At 64.6% G+C, this 18390-nt stretch carries 16 protein-coding genes; 3 read left to right on the top strand and 13 right to left on the bottom strand.

The features are described 5' to 3' along the window. Positions 1-7: 7 nt before the first annotated feature. The 9 genes from flgK to TSA1_RS22910 all read right to left on the bottom strand — a co-directional run bounded on the left by flgK (position 8) and on the right by TSA1_RS22910 (position 9186). Positions 8-1783: a flagellar hook-associated protein FlgK gene (gene flgK / locus TSA1_RS22955; RefSeq protein WP_100178314.1), complete on the bottom strand. Its 1776-nt coding sequence runs from the start codon at positions 1781-1783 to the stop codon at positions 8-10. Between the two features lie 18 nt (positions 1784-1801). Beyond that, positions 1802-2257, bottom strand: a complete 456-nt coding sequence (locus TSA1_RS22950) for a flagellar protein FlgN (protein WP_430649801.1) — start codon at positions 2255-2257, stop codon at positions 1802-1804. A gap of 279 nt (positions 2258-2536) precedes the next feature. Continuing rightward, on the bottom strand, positions 2537-3802 hold the full coding sequence (flgE, locus tag TSA1_RS22940) for a flagellar hook protein FlgE (RefSeq protein WP_100178312.1): 1266 nt from the start codon (positions 3800-3802) through the stop codon (positions 2537-2539). Positions 3803-3821: 19 nt separating this feature from the next. Beyond that, a complete protein-coding gene (locus TSA1_RS22935; RefSeq protein WP_100178311.1) occupies positions 3822-4487 on the bottom strand; it encodes a flagellar hook assembly protein FlgD in 666 nt (221 codons plus the stop codon). 421 nt (positions 4488-4908) lie between these two features. Continuing rightward, on the bottom strand, positions 4909-5181 hold the full coding sequence (locus TSA1_RS22930) for a hypothetical protein (protein WP_100181289.1): 273 nt from the start codon (positions 5179-5181) through the stop codon (positions 4909-4911). Between the two features lie 159 nt (positions 5182-5340). Then, complete coding sequence (locus TSA1_RS22925) at positions 5341-5766, bottom strand: flagellar export chaperone FliS (protein WP_174719032.1); 426 nt, start codon at positions 5764-5766, stop codon at positions 5341-5343. Between the two features lie 2 nt (positions 5767-5768). Continuing rightward, a complete protein-coding gene (gene fliD / locus TSA1_RS22920; RefSeq protein WP_100178309.1) occupies positions 5769-7460 on the bottom strand; it encodes a flagellar filament capping protein FliD in 1692 nt (563 codons plus the stop codon). Between the two features lie 59 nt (positions 7461-7519). Continuing rightward, positions 7520-8344 carry a flagellin gene (locus TSA1_RS22915; protein WP_100178308.1) on the bottom strand — a complete coding sequence of 275 codons (825 nt, stop codon included), beginning with the start codon at positions 8342-8344 and terminating at the stop codon, positions 7520-7522. Between the two features lie 143 nt (positions 8345-8487). Next, positions 8488-9186 (bottom strand): RNA polymerase sigma factor, encoded by a 699-nt coding sequence (locus TSA1_RS22910; RefSeq protein WP_100178307.1) that lies wholly within the window; start codon positions 9184-9186, stop codon positions 8488-8490. 513 nt (positions 9187-9699) lie between these two features. On the opposite strand from TSA1_RS22910, the gene TSA1_RS22900 reads away from it, so the two are divergent. The 3 genes from TSA1_RS22900 (at position 9700) to TSA1_RS22890 (ending at position 14043) form a co-directional block, all read left to right on the top strand. Continuing rightward, positions 9700-12114: a hypothetical protein gene (locus TSA1_RS22900; protein ID WP_100178306.1), complete on the top strand. Its 2415-nt coding sequence runs from the start codon at positions 9700-9702 to the stop codon at positions 12112-12114. A 92-nt stretch (positions 12115-12206) separates the two neighbouring features. Further along, entirely contained in the window at positions 12207-13493 is a 1287-nt protein-coding gene (locus tag TSA1_RS22895; RefSeq protein WP_245448395.1) for a hypothetical protein, read from the top strand. A gap of 13 nt (positions 13494-13506) precedes the next feature. Beyond that, positions 13507-14043 carry a hypothetical protein gene (locus TSA1_RS22890; protein ID WP_100178305.1) on the top strand — a complete coding sequence of 179 codons (537 nt, stop codon included), beginning with the start codon at positions 13507-13509 and terminating at the stop codon, positions 14041-14043. Between the two features lies 1 nt (position 14044). On the opposite strand, the gene TSA1_RS22885 is transcribed toward TSA1_RS22890, so the two are convergent. Genes TSA1_RS22885 through TSA1_RS22870 form a run of 4 tightly spaced genes read right to left on the bottom strand, consistent with a single transcriptional unit; the run spans position 14045 to position 18361 of the window. After that, on the bottom strand, positions 14045-15289 hold the full coding sequence (locus TSA1_RS22885) for an acetyl-CoA hydrolase/transferase family protein (protein ID WP_100178304.1): 1245 nt from the start codon (positions 15287-15289) through the stop codon (positions 14045-14047). A gap of 13 nt (positions 15290-15302) precedes the next feature. Further along, positions 15303-16469, bottom strand: coding sequence for an acyl-CoA dehydrogenase family protein (locus tag TSA1_RS22880; protein ID WP_080134126.1), 1167 nt, complete (start codon positions 16467-16469; stop codon positions 15303-15305). 36 nt (positions 16470-16505) lie between these two features. Further along, complete coding sequence (locus TSA1_RS22875) at positions 16506-17795, bottom strand: TRAP transporter large permease (RefSeq protein ID WP_100178303.1); 1290 nt, start codon at positions 17793-17795, stop codon at positions 16506-16508. 11 nt (positions 17796-17806) lie between these two features. Continuing rightward, entirely contained in the window at positions 17807-18361 is a 555-nt protein-coding gene (locus TSA1_RS22870) for a TRAP transporter small permease (RefSeq protein ID WP_100178302.1), read from the bottom strand. Positions 18362-18390 lie beyond the last annotated feature (29 nt).

Below are 18390 nucleotides of genomic sequence, written 5' to 3'. Positions count from 1 at the left end.
CTGCCTCCTATGTCGACTGCACGGCGGAGAGCAGCGACGAATACATCGAGTTGATGGCCTGGATCAGCGCGGAAGCTGCCGAATATTTGTTCTGGAGCGTGCTGAGCTTCGCCGACTCCTCGTCCAGGTTGACGCCCGACTGCGACGACAGCGAGTTCGCATAGGTCGACTGCGCGGTCTCCTTGGCGGTGTAGTTGGTGGAGGCCTGCGACGACTTGCTCGCGACGTCGGAGACGACGGCCGAGGCGTAATCGGCGAGGGAGCCGGTGGTGGCGGCGAGCCCGCCGGTGGAGGAAAATGTCCGGGACTCCGTCAAGGCATCGTAGAAGGCATTGACGACGGTGGCAGACCCCGACGACAGCACCGAACCGCCGACCGTCAGGCTCGAGGAGGAGTCCAGTGTCGCGAGCTGAAGCTCGTTGGTCCCGGACAGGATTTTGCTGTTGACCGCGATATCCGAAGCGCTCGTTCCAGTTACCAAGTCGTTGAGACCGAAATACTCCGAAAACCCTTCGCCGGAGCTTCCCACCGAGCTCGTCATCTCGTTGATGGCGACGCCATTGCCGGAGCCGGTCGCCGTGATCGAGAGATGACCGTCCGAATCGACCGACGCGGAGAGTCCGGAGATGCCGTTGATCGCGGTGACGAGATCGCCGACCGTGGCATAGGACGACAGGTCGAGATCACCGTAGGAGACCAGATTGCCGCTCTGGTCGGTGGCGGCGATGCGCACCGTGCCGGTGGCGGAGAGCGCCGTGCTACTGGTGACGGCAGTCGTACCGGTCAGGCTGGTGGGCGCCGGCACCGAAGAGGCGCCGTTCGAGACGCTGTTCATGGCCGAGGCGAGCTGCTGTGCGAGCTGGTCGAGCTGGGACTGCGCCGCCGGCAGGGTCTTGTCGCGGAGCGTGACGAGCGCGCCGATGTCGCCGCCCGATATCTGGGAGGTGATATCGACGCCGTTCACCGTGATCGCGCTGAAGCCGCTCGACGACGAGCCGGCGGTGTAAGTCGTCGACGCCGTCACGTTGGCCGCGGCGGTATAGCTAATCGCGTGCGCCGAACTGTCGACCAGCGCCTGGCCGGACGTGGTATAGATCTGGAGATCGCCGTTCGACGCCGTGAAATAGCTGATGTTCATCTTGGAGGCGACGTCCTGGAGCGCGGTGTTGCGCTGGTCCTCCAGGTCCGCGGTCGACTGGCCGGCCGCCGCCGTCTGCTTGATCGCAGCGTTGAGATCCGCGATCTGCTCCAGATCCCCATTCACTTCGTCGATCGAGGACGAGATGTCCTGGTCGGCGTCGGAGCGCAGCTTCTGGATGCCGCTCGATGTCTCCCGCAACTGGCTCGCGACGTCGTCGAGCGCGCTGATGACGTTGGATTGCAGCGAGGCGCTGCTCGGCGTGCTCGCCAACGACGATAGCGCCGATTCCAGCGAGGCGATGCTGTTCGCGAGCGAGGTTCCCGTGGAGCTGTCGCCACTGCTGCTGGTCGAGCCGTAGAGCTTTTCGAGCGAGGTCAGATAGGTGTTGGTCGTATCGGCCGATCCGAGGTCGGAGGTTGCCCCGACCAGCGACTTCAACAGCAGCTTGTCGACCGTCGAGGTGATGCCGGTCACGGTGACGCCGGTGCCGACACCGTTGGTGACGCTGCTCGACTGGCTGGCGGTCTTCGCGGTGTAGCCCGTCGTGTCGGCGTTCGAGATGTTCGACGACGTCACGCTGATCTGCACCGACGTGGCCGACAGCCCGCTGAAGGCGATCGATCGTGCGATATTGAGTGACACGGCGGGATCCTCGACTCGTCAGGCGCTGCGGCTGGTGCCGCTGGAGACGGGGCGCGCCGCGACCCGGCCGGAGGCGCCATAGGGCGACACCGCCGCGATCTGCTCGCGGATCGCCTGCATGACGGCCTCGATCCGGCGGTTGCTGGCCTCGATCGCCGCGCGCAGGCGCACCAGGTTCTCGTCCATCGCCGCGCGCAGCTTCAGGATCCGCTCCATCAGCTGCTCGCGCAGGATCCGGTCCGGGACGTTCAGGCTGGTCGTACCCGCCGCGCACTCGGCAACGGTCCGTTCGAACATCTCCGCCAGGCGGTTCTTCTCGTCGACCTGCTTCAGGCGCGAGGCCGGCAGGCCCTTGGCGAGCTCCACATTCTCCTCGGCGACCAGCGCGGTCAGAACGTCGATGAGCGCGATCAGCGACTTGATCCGCGTGTCGCCGTGTGCAGCGCTCGTTCTCGTGGCTTTGGCTACAGTCATGGTCATCGCCTTCTTCTAGTTAGTCCGTCTGCCGCGGCTTACCTGCGCGTTACGCAGGTAAGCCCCGATCGCGCTCTTCCTGACGGTCGCTTGCCTCATCTCGCTCTCGATCTCCGCGCACTCCCGCAACAGGCCGCGGCGGGCCGTCTCGACCTCGTCGATCAGTGCTAGCAGTTGCCTGCGGTCGCGGCCCCTGACGGTCGTGGCCCGCGCCACCAGCCGTTGCAGCCGACGCAGCAACCCCTCTCCGGCATCCCTGGATTCCTCACTGCGCACCACTCACCTCATCGCCGAGATCAGGGTGTCGTACATCTTGTTGACGGTCGAGATGACCTGGGACGCCGCCGAATAGGCCTGCTGCGCCGAGATCATGCTGGAGAACTGGCTGCTGGTGTCGGTGGTCGAGGACTCCAGTTCGCTGCCGAAGATGGTGCCCGCGCCGTTCTCGCCGGAGGCCTGCAACGCGGCATTGCCCGACGTCACGGTCGCCGAATAGATCCCGTCGCTGGAAGCGGCGAGCCCGTTGGGAGCGGCGAAGGTCGCCACCGCGATCTTGTAGATCGCGATGGTCTGACCGTTGGAATAGGTGGCGTTGACCACGCCGTTATCGCCGATCGCGATGCTGGACAGCTTGCCGTAGGACAGGCCGTCGGAGTCGATGCTGGTGACGTTGACGGACGGCGTGGTCTCGCCGGAGGCATATTGCGTGAGGCCATCGGTCTTGCCGGCGGTACCGAGATCCATGGTGATCGTGCTGTTGGCCGCGCCATCGGTCCAGCCTGTGATCGAGACGGTCGCCGGGTCCGGGCTGGTACTGGCGAGCGAGCCGTCGCTGTTGAAAGTGATGTCGATCGTGCCGGAAGCCGTGCCCGTCGCGGTGGTGGTATCCGAGGTTGAGGTCGGGTTGGCGAAGCTCGCACTCCAGCTGTTGGTGCCGGTCTTGGACCAGGTGATCTGCATCGAGTTCGCGGCGCCGAGCGAATCGTAGACCGTCATCGAACTGGTATAGGTATCGCCGGTGGCCGCATCCGACGGCAAGTTGGCCGCAATCGTGGTCTTGGTCGTGGCACTGCCGCTGGTCGAGGCGACCTGGGTATTGATCGGTTCGAGATTGCTCGCCGACTCGCTGCCGACGACATTGCCGTCGGCGTCGGTGCGCCATCCCTCGAGATAATAGCCGTTGTTCTGGAGATAGCCGGCATTGTCGGTGGTGAAGGCACCGTTGCGGGTGTAGGCGACGGTGCCGCCCGACATGGCATTGGTCACCACGAAAAACCCGGAGCCCTGGATCGCGACGTCGGTGGCGTTGGAAGTCGCAGCCAGCAGGCCCTGCTGGGTGATGTTGGCGCGGCCCGAGACGGTGACGCCGCCCGAGGCGTAAGAGGTCGTGTTGCTCGACGCCGTCACGAGCGCGTCAAACATCCCGGACGTCGTCTTGTAGGCGGTCGTGTCGGAATTGGCGATGTTGTCGCTGATCATCGACAGGGACTGGCTCTGCGCACTGAGCGCCGAGATCGCCGAGGATAATGCGCCGCTGAGACTCATGATAAAACTCCGGAAGAAATCAGGATGTGACGCCGATGATGTTGGCGGCGCTGACGGAGACGCCGTTCACGGTCAGCGAGGGTGTCGAGGTCGAGGTGTCGATGCCGGTCACCGTGCCGGTGACGGTCGTGTAGTTGAGGACCGAATTGCCGGAGGAATTCGTCGCGGTCACCGAGATCGTGTACTGACCGCCGTCGGAGAGCTGGTTGCCGCTGGAGTCCTTGCCGTCCCAGGTGAAACTGTTGGAGCCGGAATTGCCGGTCCCGGTCCCCGTGTAGACGACGTTGCCGGAGGAATCCGAGATGCTGATCGAGACGTCGGACGCTGTCGAGGACAGCGAGTAGCCGAACGTCGCCGAGCCGTTGCTCAGCGTCGAGGTATCCGTCTTCGCCTCGACGGTGTGGCCGATGTAGTTCACCGAATTCAGCGTCACGAGGCTGGAGAACGAGCTCGCGAGCGAAGTAAGGTTGGAGTTGATCGACTGCTGGGAGGTGAAATTCGCGTAGGAGGTGAGCTGATTGACGAGGTCGGTGGTCGAGGTCGCATCCAGCGGATTCTGGTTCTGGAGCTCGCTGACGAGCAGGCTCAGGAAATCGCTGGACGTCAGCGTCGAATTGGACGACGTGCTCGACGACGACGTCGTCGTGGTCGCAGTCGTCGCAGAGCTCGTTGCGGAAACGGTCATCAGAAACTCCGGCTTTCCCGCGCTGCCTGCGACCAGGTGTTGGTCGGCGGCGCTTGAAATCTGTGTGCTGATGAAACGGGTGGGCGCGCGGATTCAGGCGGGGATTCACGCGCGCGAAAGCGGCATTCGACACGGCAAAATCTGCCGTGTGCGTGCGCGTCAGAAGAGCGATGTCAGGCTAATCTGTTGCCAGGAAGCTGCCCCGCTCTCTGCGCTCGCGACAAAGCAATCGCATGCGAGATGATGTCCGGGACGCCGACGTTTCCGCAACGCCGCGGCCGGGCTTGACCCGGCCATCCACGACTTTCTGAGTGGGTTACGTGGATGCCTGGGACAGGTCCGGGCATGACGACCTCTCGCGATCTGCAGCAGCTGTCGCAACTGCAGAGAGGCGAAGACAGGAGGCTGCGGATGGCGCCGTTCAGCTCTCCGCCGTCTCGCCCTCGGTGCGCGGCTCGGCAGTGTCGCCCTTCATTCTCGCAGCGGCAGCAACGATGCGGTCGGCTAGCCCTTTGGGGGCACGGACCGGTGGAGCTGCAAGCGCGAGGCGCAAGGCGCGCGCCTCTTCCAACAGGGCTTGCGCAGCGGACGAGTGCGCCAGCAGCTCTTCGGCGGGCAAGCGGCGATCGTCGGGCCAGAGGGACAGATCCTCGCCCAGCCGGTCGATCAGTTCCTCAAACTCGGTGACGTCCATCGCCCGCCGGTCCCGCCTTGTTAAGGCCGTCATAAAGCATTGCGAACGAGGCGGAAACCGGATTTCGGCGGCTTTGGGCACCAAAAGCGCCCGCAGCACTACGGAAAGCAGTCGAAACGGCAGGCTGCCCTTCCCTTCAATGCGAAAGAAGGGACCTCTTCAGCCCGAGCGGGCCGAATCGGCCGCGCCGGCCTTGCTGCTCCGCAACGTCGCATCGACGGACTCCCAGGCCTCCCGCAGTTCGGTCAGTCCGGCGATGATCCGCCGAAAACTCTCCCGGGCATGCGGCCGGCCGTAAGCCTTGAGGCTCGCCAGGATCAGGGCGTTGTAGGTCTGGAACATCCGTTCCGCCACAGCCCCGCCTCTGGTAAAATCGAGATTGTGGCTCAGCCCGCGCAGGATCGCGGTCGCCTTCATCAGGTGCTCGTGTCCCTCCTCGAAGCGCCGCCCCTCCTGGGCATTCAACGACTTCTGGAGGAAGGTAATCGCGCCACCCAGCAGCATCGACACCGCCTTGAGCGGCGGCACGCTGGTTGCCGCTCCCCGATAGGCCTGATTGGCCATGTACGCCATCGGATTGTTCATCGTCAGTTACTCGAGCTGGAATTGAGCAGGGCCTTGAGATAGTTGAGCGTGCTGTTGGCGCTCTCGATCGCCGCCTGGTACTTCGCGTATTGCGTCTCGAGCTGCGACTGCAGGGTCGACGCTGCGCTGTTGATGTCGTCAACCTTCTGTTGAAGCTCATCGTCGCGGGTCGTCAGGCTGGTAATCTGCGTTTGCAGCACGCCGGTCGAGGATGAGTAGTCCTTTGCAAGCCGATAGAGCTGCGTCGCGATGCCCGAGGTCGACGTCACCGAGATCGACTGCGAGGTCGAGCCGCTATAGGTGAAGGCCATGCCGGCATAGATCGAGCCGGAAGCGCCGATGATCGTGGTGCCGCTGACCGTGAACAGCGACGAGTCCCCGCCGACCGACGCCGAGGTGAGGTTGCCGTCGGAATCGACGGCCAGATCCAGAGTGAAGGATTGCGGCGACGTTCCGGTATTGACGACACTGAGTTGGCTCGACGACGTCGTGGTCTGTGCAGACAACAGCTTGGTCACGCCACTCAGGTTCGTACTCAGGATGTCCGACAGCGTGCTGGTGTCCAGTTCGAGTTCATTGCTCTCGTTGAAGGACAGGCCGAGATCGGCCATGGTCAGGCCGCCCACGGTCGAGTTCAATGCGTTCTGCAGCGCATCCATGATGTTGCGCATGGTGCCATCGCCGAACAGCACCGCGCTCGAATCCGCGGTACCGTCTGTCGAGGTCGCCTGCTGGCCAATCACCTCGTCGCGAAATGCGTTGTAGTTGGTGACGAACGTCTCCAGCGTCGATTGGATCTGGCTGGTATCGGTCTCGATGCTGATATTCAGCGTCGTTCCGTCCGGCGTGCTCTGGAGCAGGCTGAAGGTAACCCCGCTCAGGACGTCCGAGATGTCGTTGGTGTCGCGGGTCATCGCGATGCCGTCGAGCGTGAACTCGGCGGCCTGCGCCTCCTGAAGCACGTCGGTGAAGCTCCCCGAACTGTCGGTCACGCCGAGCTTGTTCAGGATGTCGTCGCCGGACGTGCTCGAATAAGTGATGTCGGCGGCATCCTCCGTACCCGTCAGCACCATCTGGAACGACGTGCTGGAGACCTGGACGATCGAGGCCTGGACGTTGGTGGTCGAGGTCTGGGCATTGATGGCATCGACGACGTCCTGAAGCGACATTGTGCTGGTGATGGTGATATCGGACGTAGCACCGCCCTCCAGACCGATGGAAAACGTGCCCGAATATCCGAGTTCGTCGGTCTGACTGGATTGCGAGGCGCCGGAAACCTTTTGAGCGGCGGCCAGCTGACTGATCGTGAGCGTGTGGTCGCCGGTCGCGGCCGCGCTCTTGAGCGTCATGGAGAGCGCCGACGAGGCGCTCACGTCGCCGGTGGAACTGATGCTCGCCGCGCGCGCCGCAAAGGCACTGGTGGACAGAGAGTTGACTACGGCGGTCGATAGCGAGGCCAGCCCCGACGATAACGTCTTCAGATCGGTCTGGAGCGTTTGATAGGCCGAGATCTTGGCCTCGTTGTTCGTAATCGTGGTCGAGATCGTGTCCGCCTGCGCGGTCTTCGCGTCGACGGCGGATTGGATCAGCGCCGTCCAATCGATGCTGCTCGAATTGGTGGTTCCGCTCGTCGTGACCGACACGCCCGAGGAAGTCGTGCTTGTGCTGCTGGTGCTCGAACTGACGCTGGCCACTTGCTTGTCCCCGACAGAGAGGATCGGGCCGGCATCATGCCGGCCCGATCAGTTGATCATCAGCTCAGCAGCTTGAGGAGGTACTGCGGCATCTGATTGGCGGCAGCGAGCGCCGACACGGCCGCCTGGGTCTTCACCTCGGCTGAAGACAGCTTGGACTGCTCGGCCGCGATATCCACGTCCTTGATCGCGGAGTTTGCCGACTGGAGGTTCTGCGTCTGGGTCGAAATCGAATCGGACGAGAAGTTGAAGCGCGATTCCTGGGCGCCGATCGAGGCGCGCGCGGCGGAGACCGTGTCGATCGCGGTATCGAGGGCGTCGAGCGCAGACGTTGCCCCGGACTGGGTGCTGACGTCGAGCGAGGTGACGGCGAGCGAGGACGCCGTGAGGCTGGTCAGCGTGATGTTGATGGTGTCGGAGCCGTCCGAGCCGACCAGCACGGACACGCCGGACGAGAACACGCTGGATCCGTCGAGCAGGCTCTGGCTGGAGTAGCGGGTGCCGGTCGCGATCGAGTCGATTTCGGAATTGAGCTGGGAGAATTCCGACTGGATGTAGGCGCGGCTGGAATCGGTCGTGGTGCCCGAGGCGGACTCGGAGGCCAGCGATTTCATGCGCGCGAGAATGTCGGAGATGTTCGAGGCGCCGCCGTCGGCGGTCTGGAGGATCGCGGTGGCCTGCGAAGCGTTGGTCGCAGCCTGCTGCAGCGTGGTCACGTCCGAGGAGATGCGCGTGGAGATCGCAAGACCCGCGGCGTCGTCGGATGCCGAGGTGATGCGCGAGCCGCTCGACAGCTTCGAGAGCGAGCTGCTCTCCTGCGCCGAGTTGACGTTGAGGTAGCGGACCGCGGCATTGGCGGCGGTGTTGGTGTTGATTGCGGGCATTGGTAGCTCCTGTGCTGATGGGCAGGCGTGCCGCATCGTGAAGATCGACTTACGACGACGCGGACCGCAGCCCCGTCCGTTCGCTCAAACGGCGGAGCGCAAGCAGATCAGGCGCGAAAATTTTCGCGGAGCAAATTTTATGGTTAGCAATCGGTAAACGCGGTGCGGATGTCGCGTTCGTGCTTGCGCAGCAATTGACGGAGCTGCTGGCGTCCGCGCTTGAGCAGCGACTCGACGGCGGCCACCGTGGTGTCCATCACCTGGGCGATCTCGCCGTTGCTCATGTTCTCATGATACGAGAAGATCACCGCGATGCGCTGCTGCTCGGGCAGGCGCTGCATCGCGAGCTCCAGCATGCCGTTCAGCTCGTTGCGCTCGATGATCTCGACGGCGCCGGGCTGACTGTCGGCGACCTCAGGCACCGTCTCGACATTCTCGTTGCGCGGCTTGCGGCGCAGATCGATGCAACGGTTGGAGATGACGCGGTAGAGCCAGGTGGAGAACTTGGCGCGGCCGTGCTGCCAGCGCCCGCGATGACTCCAGATCTTGAGCATGGTGTCCTGAACCACGTCCTCGGCGTCCGCCGCGTTGCCGACGATGCGCAGCGCGATCGCATAGGCGCGATCGATGTGACGCTCGACCAATGTGCGGAAGGCGGCTTCGTCTCCGGTCGCGAGCTTGTCGAGAAGCTCGCTGTCCTCGTCGTAGACGACGTCGGCCATCTCAGGCGTGCTGTCCGGCGCGAGCGGCACCGAGGGCGTCACCGGCACGATCGCATCGACCGGCGCGATGGCCGTCATCTCGGCCTCGGCGGGAGCCCAGACATCAGCAGCGTAACTCATCCCGCAACCTCCAACCTGCAATGCCGGTCGCGCACATGCCACACGGCTTCCAGGCGTTGAACGCAGGGGCCAAACAATCCAGGCGGATAATTTTTGTTATTTTTCAAGAAGTTAGCCGGTATCTTTTGCCGAGCATCGGGCAATAATTGCCGACCGCGCGATCATCTCGCGCATCAAGTCTGCAATCATCACATCGTCTCGCGCCATGGCGGATCATCCATCCTGAAGAGATGCATGCGGGAGAAAACGCTGACATTACGCGGCACTAGGCGATCAAACGCGACGCGCGCGCAGCGCATCAGGAAGCGATTGTTTCCGAGTGTGAATGAACGCGAGACGGCTTTCGCACTCGGCAATTTTTTCCGAATCACCTTTTTCGAACCTAGCGATTTTTTTGAATCTGTCAGTCGCGGCGAACACGTTTTTGAATCACGCGCGAATTTTTTTCGCGTTTGTGGCGCCTGACTCGACGCATGCGCGCGTTAATCGTCTTGGTGGACGGGGAATTGCAGCATGAAGTCGGCTACCGCCGGCGCGGAGCGCCGCGCGCAAATTGTTTCTGCTTGGTCGTTCGATGTTTTCGATACGTTTCTGCTGCGCGCATGCGCGACGGCAGATGGCGTATTTGAAAGGACTTACGAGCTATCGGGCATTTCACGATCTTGTCCGAATGTTTCCGCGAGTTTCGTTCAACATCGCATCCAGGCCGAATCGCGTGCACGCCGGACCGCGAAGGAGAAACGCGGCGCGAGCGAAGTGCACATCGGCGAGATCTATTCCTGCTTTCCGTTCAGGCTGTTCGGCCTTTCGCGAGCGGACCTGAACGATCTGGTCGAAGCCGAGTTCACCGCCGAGATCAAGCTCTGCCGCGCCAACCCGGACATGCTCGGGCAATATCTGGACATGAAGCGCGCCGGCCATCGTGTCGGATTCATCTCGGACACCTATTGGGACGGCGGCCGGCTGGCGCGGCTGCTGCGCGCTTGCCGTCCCGGGCTGGTCTGGGACTTCCTCTATGCGTCCTGCGACCATGGCACCGGCAAGAGCGAAGCCCTGTTCGCCACCTATCTCTCAGAGCAGGGAATTGACGCCGCCGCCTCGTTTCACGTCGGCGACAATGAGAAGGCCGATATCAGGGGAGCAAAGCGCCACGGCATTCATCCCCGCTATTATCCGCAGGCGACGGCGCAGCTGGCTTCGAAGTTTCAGCGTGAGACGGCGATGTTCGAGCTACTGTGCACCGGCGCGCCATCGCGGCTCGATCATGGAGCGCGAACCCTGCGGCGCATGGTCGCCGCGCGCAGCGCCGAGAGATCTCACGCCTTCCACCTCGGGCTGACCGTGCTCGGCCCTGTCATGGCCGCGTTCGACGCCTTCGTGACGCGGCGTTGCCAGGAGATCGCAGGTGCCGGCCGGCAGGTCGCGCTCGGCTTTCTTGGCCGTGACGGGTTTCTGTCGCACCGGATCCGGGAGGAGCTGCACGGCCCGACATCCGCCTATCTCGAGATCAACCGTCGCGTCAGCCTGATCGCCTCGGCCGACACGATGCAGCCGCTGGTCGACCTGCTCGCAAAGGTGTTCAAGATCGACGCGCCGACCTTCCACGACATGGTGAAGATCATGCCGCCAAAGGTCACGGCGTTCTTTGCCGCTTTTCCCGGCGGCGTCGCCTCCGGCGAGGAGCTCGCCGAGGCGCTTCCCGGACTGATTGATCCGGCCGAAATCGTCGCGCTCGCCGCGGGCCTGCGCGCCCGGCTGCTCGCCTATCTCCGTCACGCAATCCCCGGCTTCGACGACTGCACCGACCTCGTCATCGCCGATCTCGGCTATTCCGGCAGCGTGCAGAAGGCGCTGCGTCGCATCTTCGACCTCGAAGGCATCAAGATCCGCCTCCACGGCGCCTATCTGATGTCGCTCGATGACGCCTTCGACGATGTTGCCGGGGAGGACAGCGCGGCAGGCTTCATCTCCGACCTCGTGGTCACGCCGCACGTCAAGCGCATGCTGATCCGTAACGTCGCGCTCCTGGAGCAGGCCTGCTGCTCCGCCGACGGCTCGGTGCGCGATTACGACGGCGGTGCGGTGCTGCGTGAAGTCAATCCGCGTCCGCCGGAGCAGGTGGCGCTTGCCGCGGAGATCCAGGCCGGCGCGCTGGCTTTCGCAGGCAGCGCGGACGGCGTCGCGCGCGACTATGACCTCGCCCCCTATGCCGCGCCCGATGTCGCCGCGCGCTGGTGCGCGGCGACGCTGGCCCGGCTTCTGCTGCTGCCCGACGATGACGAGCTGGCGCTGCTCGGCACGTTGAAGCACGACGTCAATCTCGGCACCCACGCGCTCGCGCCATTGCTCGATCGGCAGTTCGTGCGCAACCAGATCACCGCCCGCGGCCTCTCGGCAGCCTGCACGGCCGCCGCGCCGCCGATGTGGCTCGCCGGCAGCTTCGCCGGCCTGTCGCCATCCTACAATTATCTCTACGTGCTGTTCGGCGCCAACCGCCTGCCCGCTGACGTCTTTGAGGAGCGGGCCGCCGGCCAAGCTCAGGTCGGACTATTCCGCACCGGCGGCGATGCAACGCTGGAGACGGTGACCGTCCATCGCACCGGCCTCCGCGAGCTGCGTCTGCGCGTCCCCCTGTCGCGTCGCATGGCGATCACCATGATCGCGCTGCCGCTGGCGAAATTCGCTCCCGAGGGACTGCTTCACGGCGTGACCATGCAGCGGGGCGACGACCTTCGTGACGCCGCCGAAAGCCAGAACGTGACCGCGATCGCGACCGACGGGCTGATCTTTGCCGGCGTGCAGCGGAATGGCGACCACTATCGCATCGAAGCTGAAGACGGCTGCCTGCTGATCCCCGTCGCCCCGATGACGCAGGAAATCGCGGTCTATTCCGTCGCGATCACCCCGCTCGAAGCCGACCCCAAATAGTGCGCCTGATCGCGCCGCCCCGGCCGTTGAAGTCCAAGGGCTTAACCGGGGGCACGGAATTGCGGGACGCGACGCAGACGAATCTTGATCAGTTGCTGCAGTCCGGCGGCGTCCGGCTCGGCCGGGCCCAGCACGACCGGCTGGGCTGGCTGGTCGGCCAATACGGCGCGCCAACGCTCGATGGCGTCCCGGACGGGCGGCACGGCGGCGTCATCATTCTGAAGGAACCGCCGAGCGGCGCAGCGGCCGAGCTGTTCTACCGTTCGCTCAATCCCGCCTGCGCCGTCGTCATTCCCCGAAGCGAAAACCCCGGCTTCGACTTCCTCAAATCCAAGCTGACCGAATTCGGCACCGTCGGCCCCTGCGGCGCGGACGGCCCGCACGAGATGTGGTGGGGCGGCATCGGCTGGTCGAGATTCCTCGCCGCCGCGGACGCCTCCGCCCTCCGGCCGCGGATCGTCTCCTGTCGTCCGCGCGGCGCCGACGCGGCCGCGTCCCTCCGCCTCCGCCATTCGCTCGAACGCCTGCAGCTCGATTGCCATATCGAAGCGATCGACACCCAGCTCGACGACCGCCTGCTCTGCTTCGAGAAGGCGGAGTTCATGGTGCGGATGTGGAACAAATATCGCGAGCCGCTGCTATTCATCGAGGCCGGCGCTGTCTTACGCGAGGCGCCCCTGCTGTCCTCCTTCCTCGGTTGCGACGTCGCCCTGCACAAATGGAACCGCTGGGAGATGTCGGCGCGCACGCTCTATCTCGGTCGCTCCGCACATGCGGAACGGCTGCTTCGCGCCTGGCAACAGCTGGCCGCCGCCTATCCCGCGGTCTGGGAAGGCTATCTGCTGGACCAGGCCTGGAGCCTGACGTCGTCGCAGGTGCCGCTCGATACGGTCTGGCTGCCGCGCTCCTATCACGCGCTGAAGGGCGACCTCGGCGCCTCGCGCGCGACGATCCTGCACGACCAGCAGACGACGACGCTGGAGCTCGGTCCCGATCCCGGCTTCGCAAGCATCGTGCGCACGGCGCGCCGCGCCGGTCGCACCGGCGCCCGCGACGCCTTCATGGTGATGACCTCGAAGGCCGCGACCGGAAGCGGCATCGCCGTGATCCTGCGCGACGTCTCGGCCAGCGACGCGGGTGCGGTGGCGGCGACCGTCGAGGCCGTGACCGGCGCCTATGCCGCCGATTGCGGCGGATACGGCCGGCTCGAACTGTCGCTCTGTGCCTGGCAGGACGATGTCGGTGCCGCGCGAGAAGCAGCGAGCCTCGCGCGCTACCGCATCCTGGAGATCGCCCCGGGACAGCGTATCGCCAACGATTTCTTCGCCAGCCACGCCTGCGACGATGCGGCCATGACCGCCCGCCAGCTCTTCCCCTGAGGGACCCCTCAAGATGCTCAAGACCATCATCCTGCTCACCGACACCGTGCAACAGCAGCAGCCGCTGGCCAATCTGCTCCGCGAGCACAATCGCGATCTGGCCTTCTGCTCGGCGCTTCGCGCATCGGACCTCAGCGCGATCGAGCCAGACGTGCTGAGCGAGGCGCGGTTGGTATCCTTCGCCGCCAACGTCGCCGTGCCCGAGAAATTCCTGCTCAAGCTCGGCTATGGCGCGTACAAATTCTACGCCACGCCGACGCAATATCCGGGCTTGCCGCCGGCGCCCGACGAGAGCGACGACGATCCCCGCTGCTACTCCGTGATCGCGCAGTCGATGACGATCTGGCCCGACTTCAAGAAGGTGGTCGGCCTCGAGACGGTGACGATCCCCGATGGCACCTTGCCCGCCGAGCGCGAGCGGATGGTGTTCTCCCGCCTCGCCCACCTGTTCTGGGGCATGTCGCACATGATCGCCGGCGAAGCGACCGACCTTCCGGGAATCATCGGCTCCAGCGAGAGCCAGCGTCCGACGGCCGCGATGATGAACTGAGCTAGCGCGCGCGAAGCCGCGCCGACAGCGCATCGCGGTGCTCGGGCGCGGCGATCGCGATCATGCGGCGCGCCCGCTCGGCAAGACCGCAGCCGCGCAACTCCGCGATGCCCCATTCGGTGACGATGGCGTCCACATCCGCGCGCGGCGTCGTCACGGTCTCGACATGGGCGACGATCCGGCTGCTCCCATCGGACGCCGTCGCCGGCAGCGCGATGATCGCTCTTCCGCCTGGCGAGGCATTGGCCCCGCGCACGAAGTCGAGCTGGCCGCCGATCGCGCCGACCGCGACGCCGTTCAGCGTCTCGGAATTGACGCTGCCGTCGAGCCCGACCTGGAGTGCCGAATTGATCGCGACCAGGCGGTTGATCCGCGCCAGCACGTTCTGGCCGTGCGTGTAAGACGTCGACCGCACCGCGACCGTCTTGTTCTCGTGCACGAAGCGGTAGATTCGCTGCGTGCCGATCACCTGATTGGTGACCGTGATTCCGGCATCGATCCCCTTCTCCGCATTCGTCACCGCGCCGCACGCGATCAGATCGACGACGGCATCGTTGATCAGGCCGGAATGGACGCCGAGATTGCGCAGGTGGGACAGCGACGAGAGGATCGCGTCCGGAATCCGCCCCACCCCGAACTGAAGCGTGCTGCCGTCGGCGATCAGGCTCGCCGCATGGGCGGCAATGCGCTTTGAGATGTCATCGGGTGGCGTCGAGGCCAGCTCGACGGGTAGCCGGCGCGCGGCCACGCGCATATGGATCGGCACCTCGCCGGGCCATTCGGCGCCAAACGTGAACGGCGCATCCGGATTGATCTCGGCGATAACGAGACGCGCGCCTCGCGCGGCCTCGATGACGTAGTCGTTCGAGAGGCTGGCGCTCAAGCGCCCGTCACCGTCCTCTGCAAGCTGCACCAGAACGACATCGGCCCCGTGGCGGCGTGTGGCGAAGTCGGCGCAAAAGGCGCTGTAATTGCTCGGGATCACATCGAGCCGCCCGGCCTTCGCAAGCCGTCGCGCGTTGCCGATCACGCCGTAGCTCTGGAACGTCACGCTGGGAGCGCACGCGGCGGAGAACGTGTCGGAAAATACCGGCCCGATCATCATACGAAACGGCGGAAGCTGCGCAGCCTGCGCCATCAGTGCTTCGGTCAGGGTGACGGGCTCGGCCGTCGCCTGCCCGCACACCACGAGATCGGCTTCCCGGATCAGGCCGGAGAAATCGATCGGCGACGAGTCCGCGGACATTGCGGGCGTGAGCTCAATACGACTTGGCGAGACCCAGCACCTTTTCCGCGATGAAGCTGAGCGCGAGTTGCGGGCTGACCGGTGCGATGCGCGGGATCAGCACTTCGCGCAGGTAACGCTCGACGTGGAATTCCTTGGCGTAGCCGAAGCCGCCATGCGTCATCACCGCCTGCTCGCAGGCATGGTAGCCGGCTTCGCCCGCGAAATATTTCGCAGCATTCGCACCGGCCCCGCAAGGTAAGCCCTTGTCGTATTGCCAGGCCGCCTGCATCACCATCAACCAAGCCGCTTCGAGCTCGACCCAGTTCACCGCGAGCGGATGCTGGATGCCTTGATTCTTGCCGATCGGCCGGTTGAAGACAACACGCGTCTTGGCATATTCGGTCGCGCGCGACAGCGCGAGTTTTCCCAAACCAACCGCCTCGGCCGCGATGAGAATTCGCTCCGGGTTCATGCCTTCGAGGATGTACTGAAAGCCCTTGCCCTCTTCGCCGATGCGGTCCTCCATCGGGATCTCGAAATCCTCGAAGAACAGCTCGTTGGAATCGACGATCTTGCGGCCCATCTTCTCGATCTCGTGGACCTTGATCCTGTTGCGGTCGAAGTCGGTGTAGAACAGGCTGAGCCCGTGGGTCGGCGAGCGCACCTCCTCCAGCGGCGTCGTGCGCGCCAGCAGCAGGATCTTGTGCGCGACCTGCGCGGTCGAGATCCACACCTTCTGGCCGTTGACGATGTAGCGGTCGTTCTTGGCGACCGCGCGGGTCTTCAGTTGCGTGGTGTTGAGGCCGGTGTTCGGCTCGGTGACGGCGAAGCACGCCTTCTCGCGGCCCTCGACCATCGGTGGCAGCATGCGCTTGCGCTGCTCCTCGGTGCCGAACACGACGACGGGGTTGAGGCCGAACACGTTGATGTGGACCGCGGAGGCGCCCGACATGCCGGCGCCGGATTCCGCGATGGTGCGCATCATGATCGCAGCTTCGGTGATGCCGAGACCCGAGCCGCCATACTCCTCCGGCACGCAGATGCCGAGCCAGCCGGCGTCGGCAAGTGCCTTGTGAAAATCATGCGGGAAGCCGCCGTCGTGGTCCTTCTTCAGCCAATAGGCATCCGGAAAGCCTTCGCAGATCTTTGCGATGGCGTCGCGAATGGCTTCCTGCTGGTCGGTGAGCGCGAAATCCATGTTCTTGTTCTCCTTCTTGGGAGCCGGGCTCCGATCCTAGCGCCCCATCTGCGAGGGCAGCCAGAGGATGATAGACGGAAACGCCACCAAAATCGCGATCGCGATCAGGTGCGCGATGAAGTGCGGGAAAGTGCCGTGAAACACTTCCGCCACCGGCCGCTTGGCGTAGCGGGCGACGATGAAGCAGTTGAGGCCGACCGGCGGGGTGATCATGCCGACCTCGGCGGTGACGATCTTGATGACGCCGAACCAGATCGGATCGAAGCCGAGCGTCTTGATCAGCGGCAGCACGATCGGCACGGTCAGCACCAGGATCGCGATCTGGTCCATGAACGAGCCGAGCACGATATAGCCGAACAGGATCAGCGTGATGATCACCCAGCGCGAGGTCTGCAAAGACCCGATCCAGGCGACGAGATCCTGCGTCACATGGGTGAGCGTGAAGAAATAGCCGAAGATCGAGGCACCGACGAGGATGGTCACGATCATGCAGGTGCCGTGGCAGGCGCTGAGCAAGGCCTTGTACAGCGAGCCCGGCGTCACCCGGCCCTTGGCGATGGCAAGCAGCAGAGCACCCGCGGCGCCAAGCGCCGAAGCTTCGGTCGGCGTCGCAACACCGAGATAGATCGTGCCGGTGACGAGCGAGAACAGCAGCGCCATCGGGCCGACCTGCCACAGCAACGAGAACCGCTCGCGCCAGGACACCGGCTCGATGCGGGGAGCACGCGACGGATCCTGCCAGACCAGGAAATAGATCGTCGCCATGATGGTGGCGGTGACGAGGGCCGCCGGAATGATGCCGCCGATCAGGAGCTGGCCGATATTGACCTCGGCGAGCAGGCCGAAGATCACCAGCGCCACGCTCGGCGGGATCAGCATCGCCAGCGTGCCCGAGATCGCGACGACGCCGGCCGCCATCTTGGGCTCGTAGCCCTGGCGGATCATGGCCGGAAGGCTGGTCGAAGACAGCGTCGCGGCCGAGGCCGTCGAGGTGCCGCAGATCGCGCCGAAGCCGGCGCCGGCGAGCGCCGTCGCCATGCCGAGCCCGCCCGGGATGCGGCCGACCCAGGCGGAGGCCGTCTTGAACATGTCGTCGGCGACGCCGGACAACAGCACGAGGTCCGCCATCAGGAGGAACATCGGAATGGTGATCAGCTCATAGGCCGACACCGTCGAGAGCGGCGCCGTCTGCAGAATGCCGAACAGGGTGCCGGTGCCGCCGACCATGAGGAGGCCGACCGAGCCGGCGAATCCCATGGCGAAACCGACAGGCGTGCCGATCGCCAGCAGGACGAAAAGCAGTGCAAGCACGAGGAGGACTGTCATCGCCGCCGCCGTTATTCGAAGGAGTGGGCTTCGCCGGTCTCATTGACAGGCGGCAAAGGAAACAGGTCTCGCCCCGAGACGAGGCTGAGGACGTTGCCGACGAGCTGCAGCGAAAGCCGCAGCACCAGCACGCCGCAACCGAACGGCACCAGCACAGCGGACATCCAGGTCGGCCAGGGAATGGCGCCGGCGAGCACGTCGTGCTGCTCGTAATTGTCCAGCGCCCGCTCGAACCCGACCTTGCAGATCAGGACGAACACAAACAGGCCGGTGAGCGCGGTGACGATCTCCGACAGCCGGCGGCCTACTGGTGGAAAGCGCGAGAGCAGGATGTCCACGCCGACATGCGCGTGAACCCGCAAGGTATCGGACAAGGTCAGGAAGAAGACGGCGGCCAGAAGATAGAGCCCGATCAGGTCGTAGGTGAAGGAGAACGGGCTGTTCAGGACGTAACGCATGAACACGTCGGCCACGACCAGCGCCATGATCGCGAAGAGCGCGATCGCAGCGATCACCGTCAGCGCGCGCTCCAGCACGCCGAGCACGTCCGTTGCCCGCTTGATCATCCCTGGCCTCCCCTCATCCGCTGCGACCG

The organism is Bradyrhizobium nitroreducens (assembly GCF_002776695.1).
GTDB lineage: Bacteria > Pseudomonadota > Alphaproteobacteria > Rhizobiales > Xanthobacteraceae > Bradyrhizobium > Bradyrhizobium nitroreducens.
This window is presented reverse-complemented; position numbering and strand designations above follow the sequence as displayed.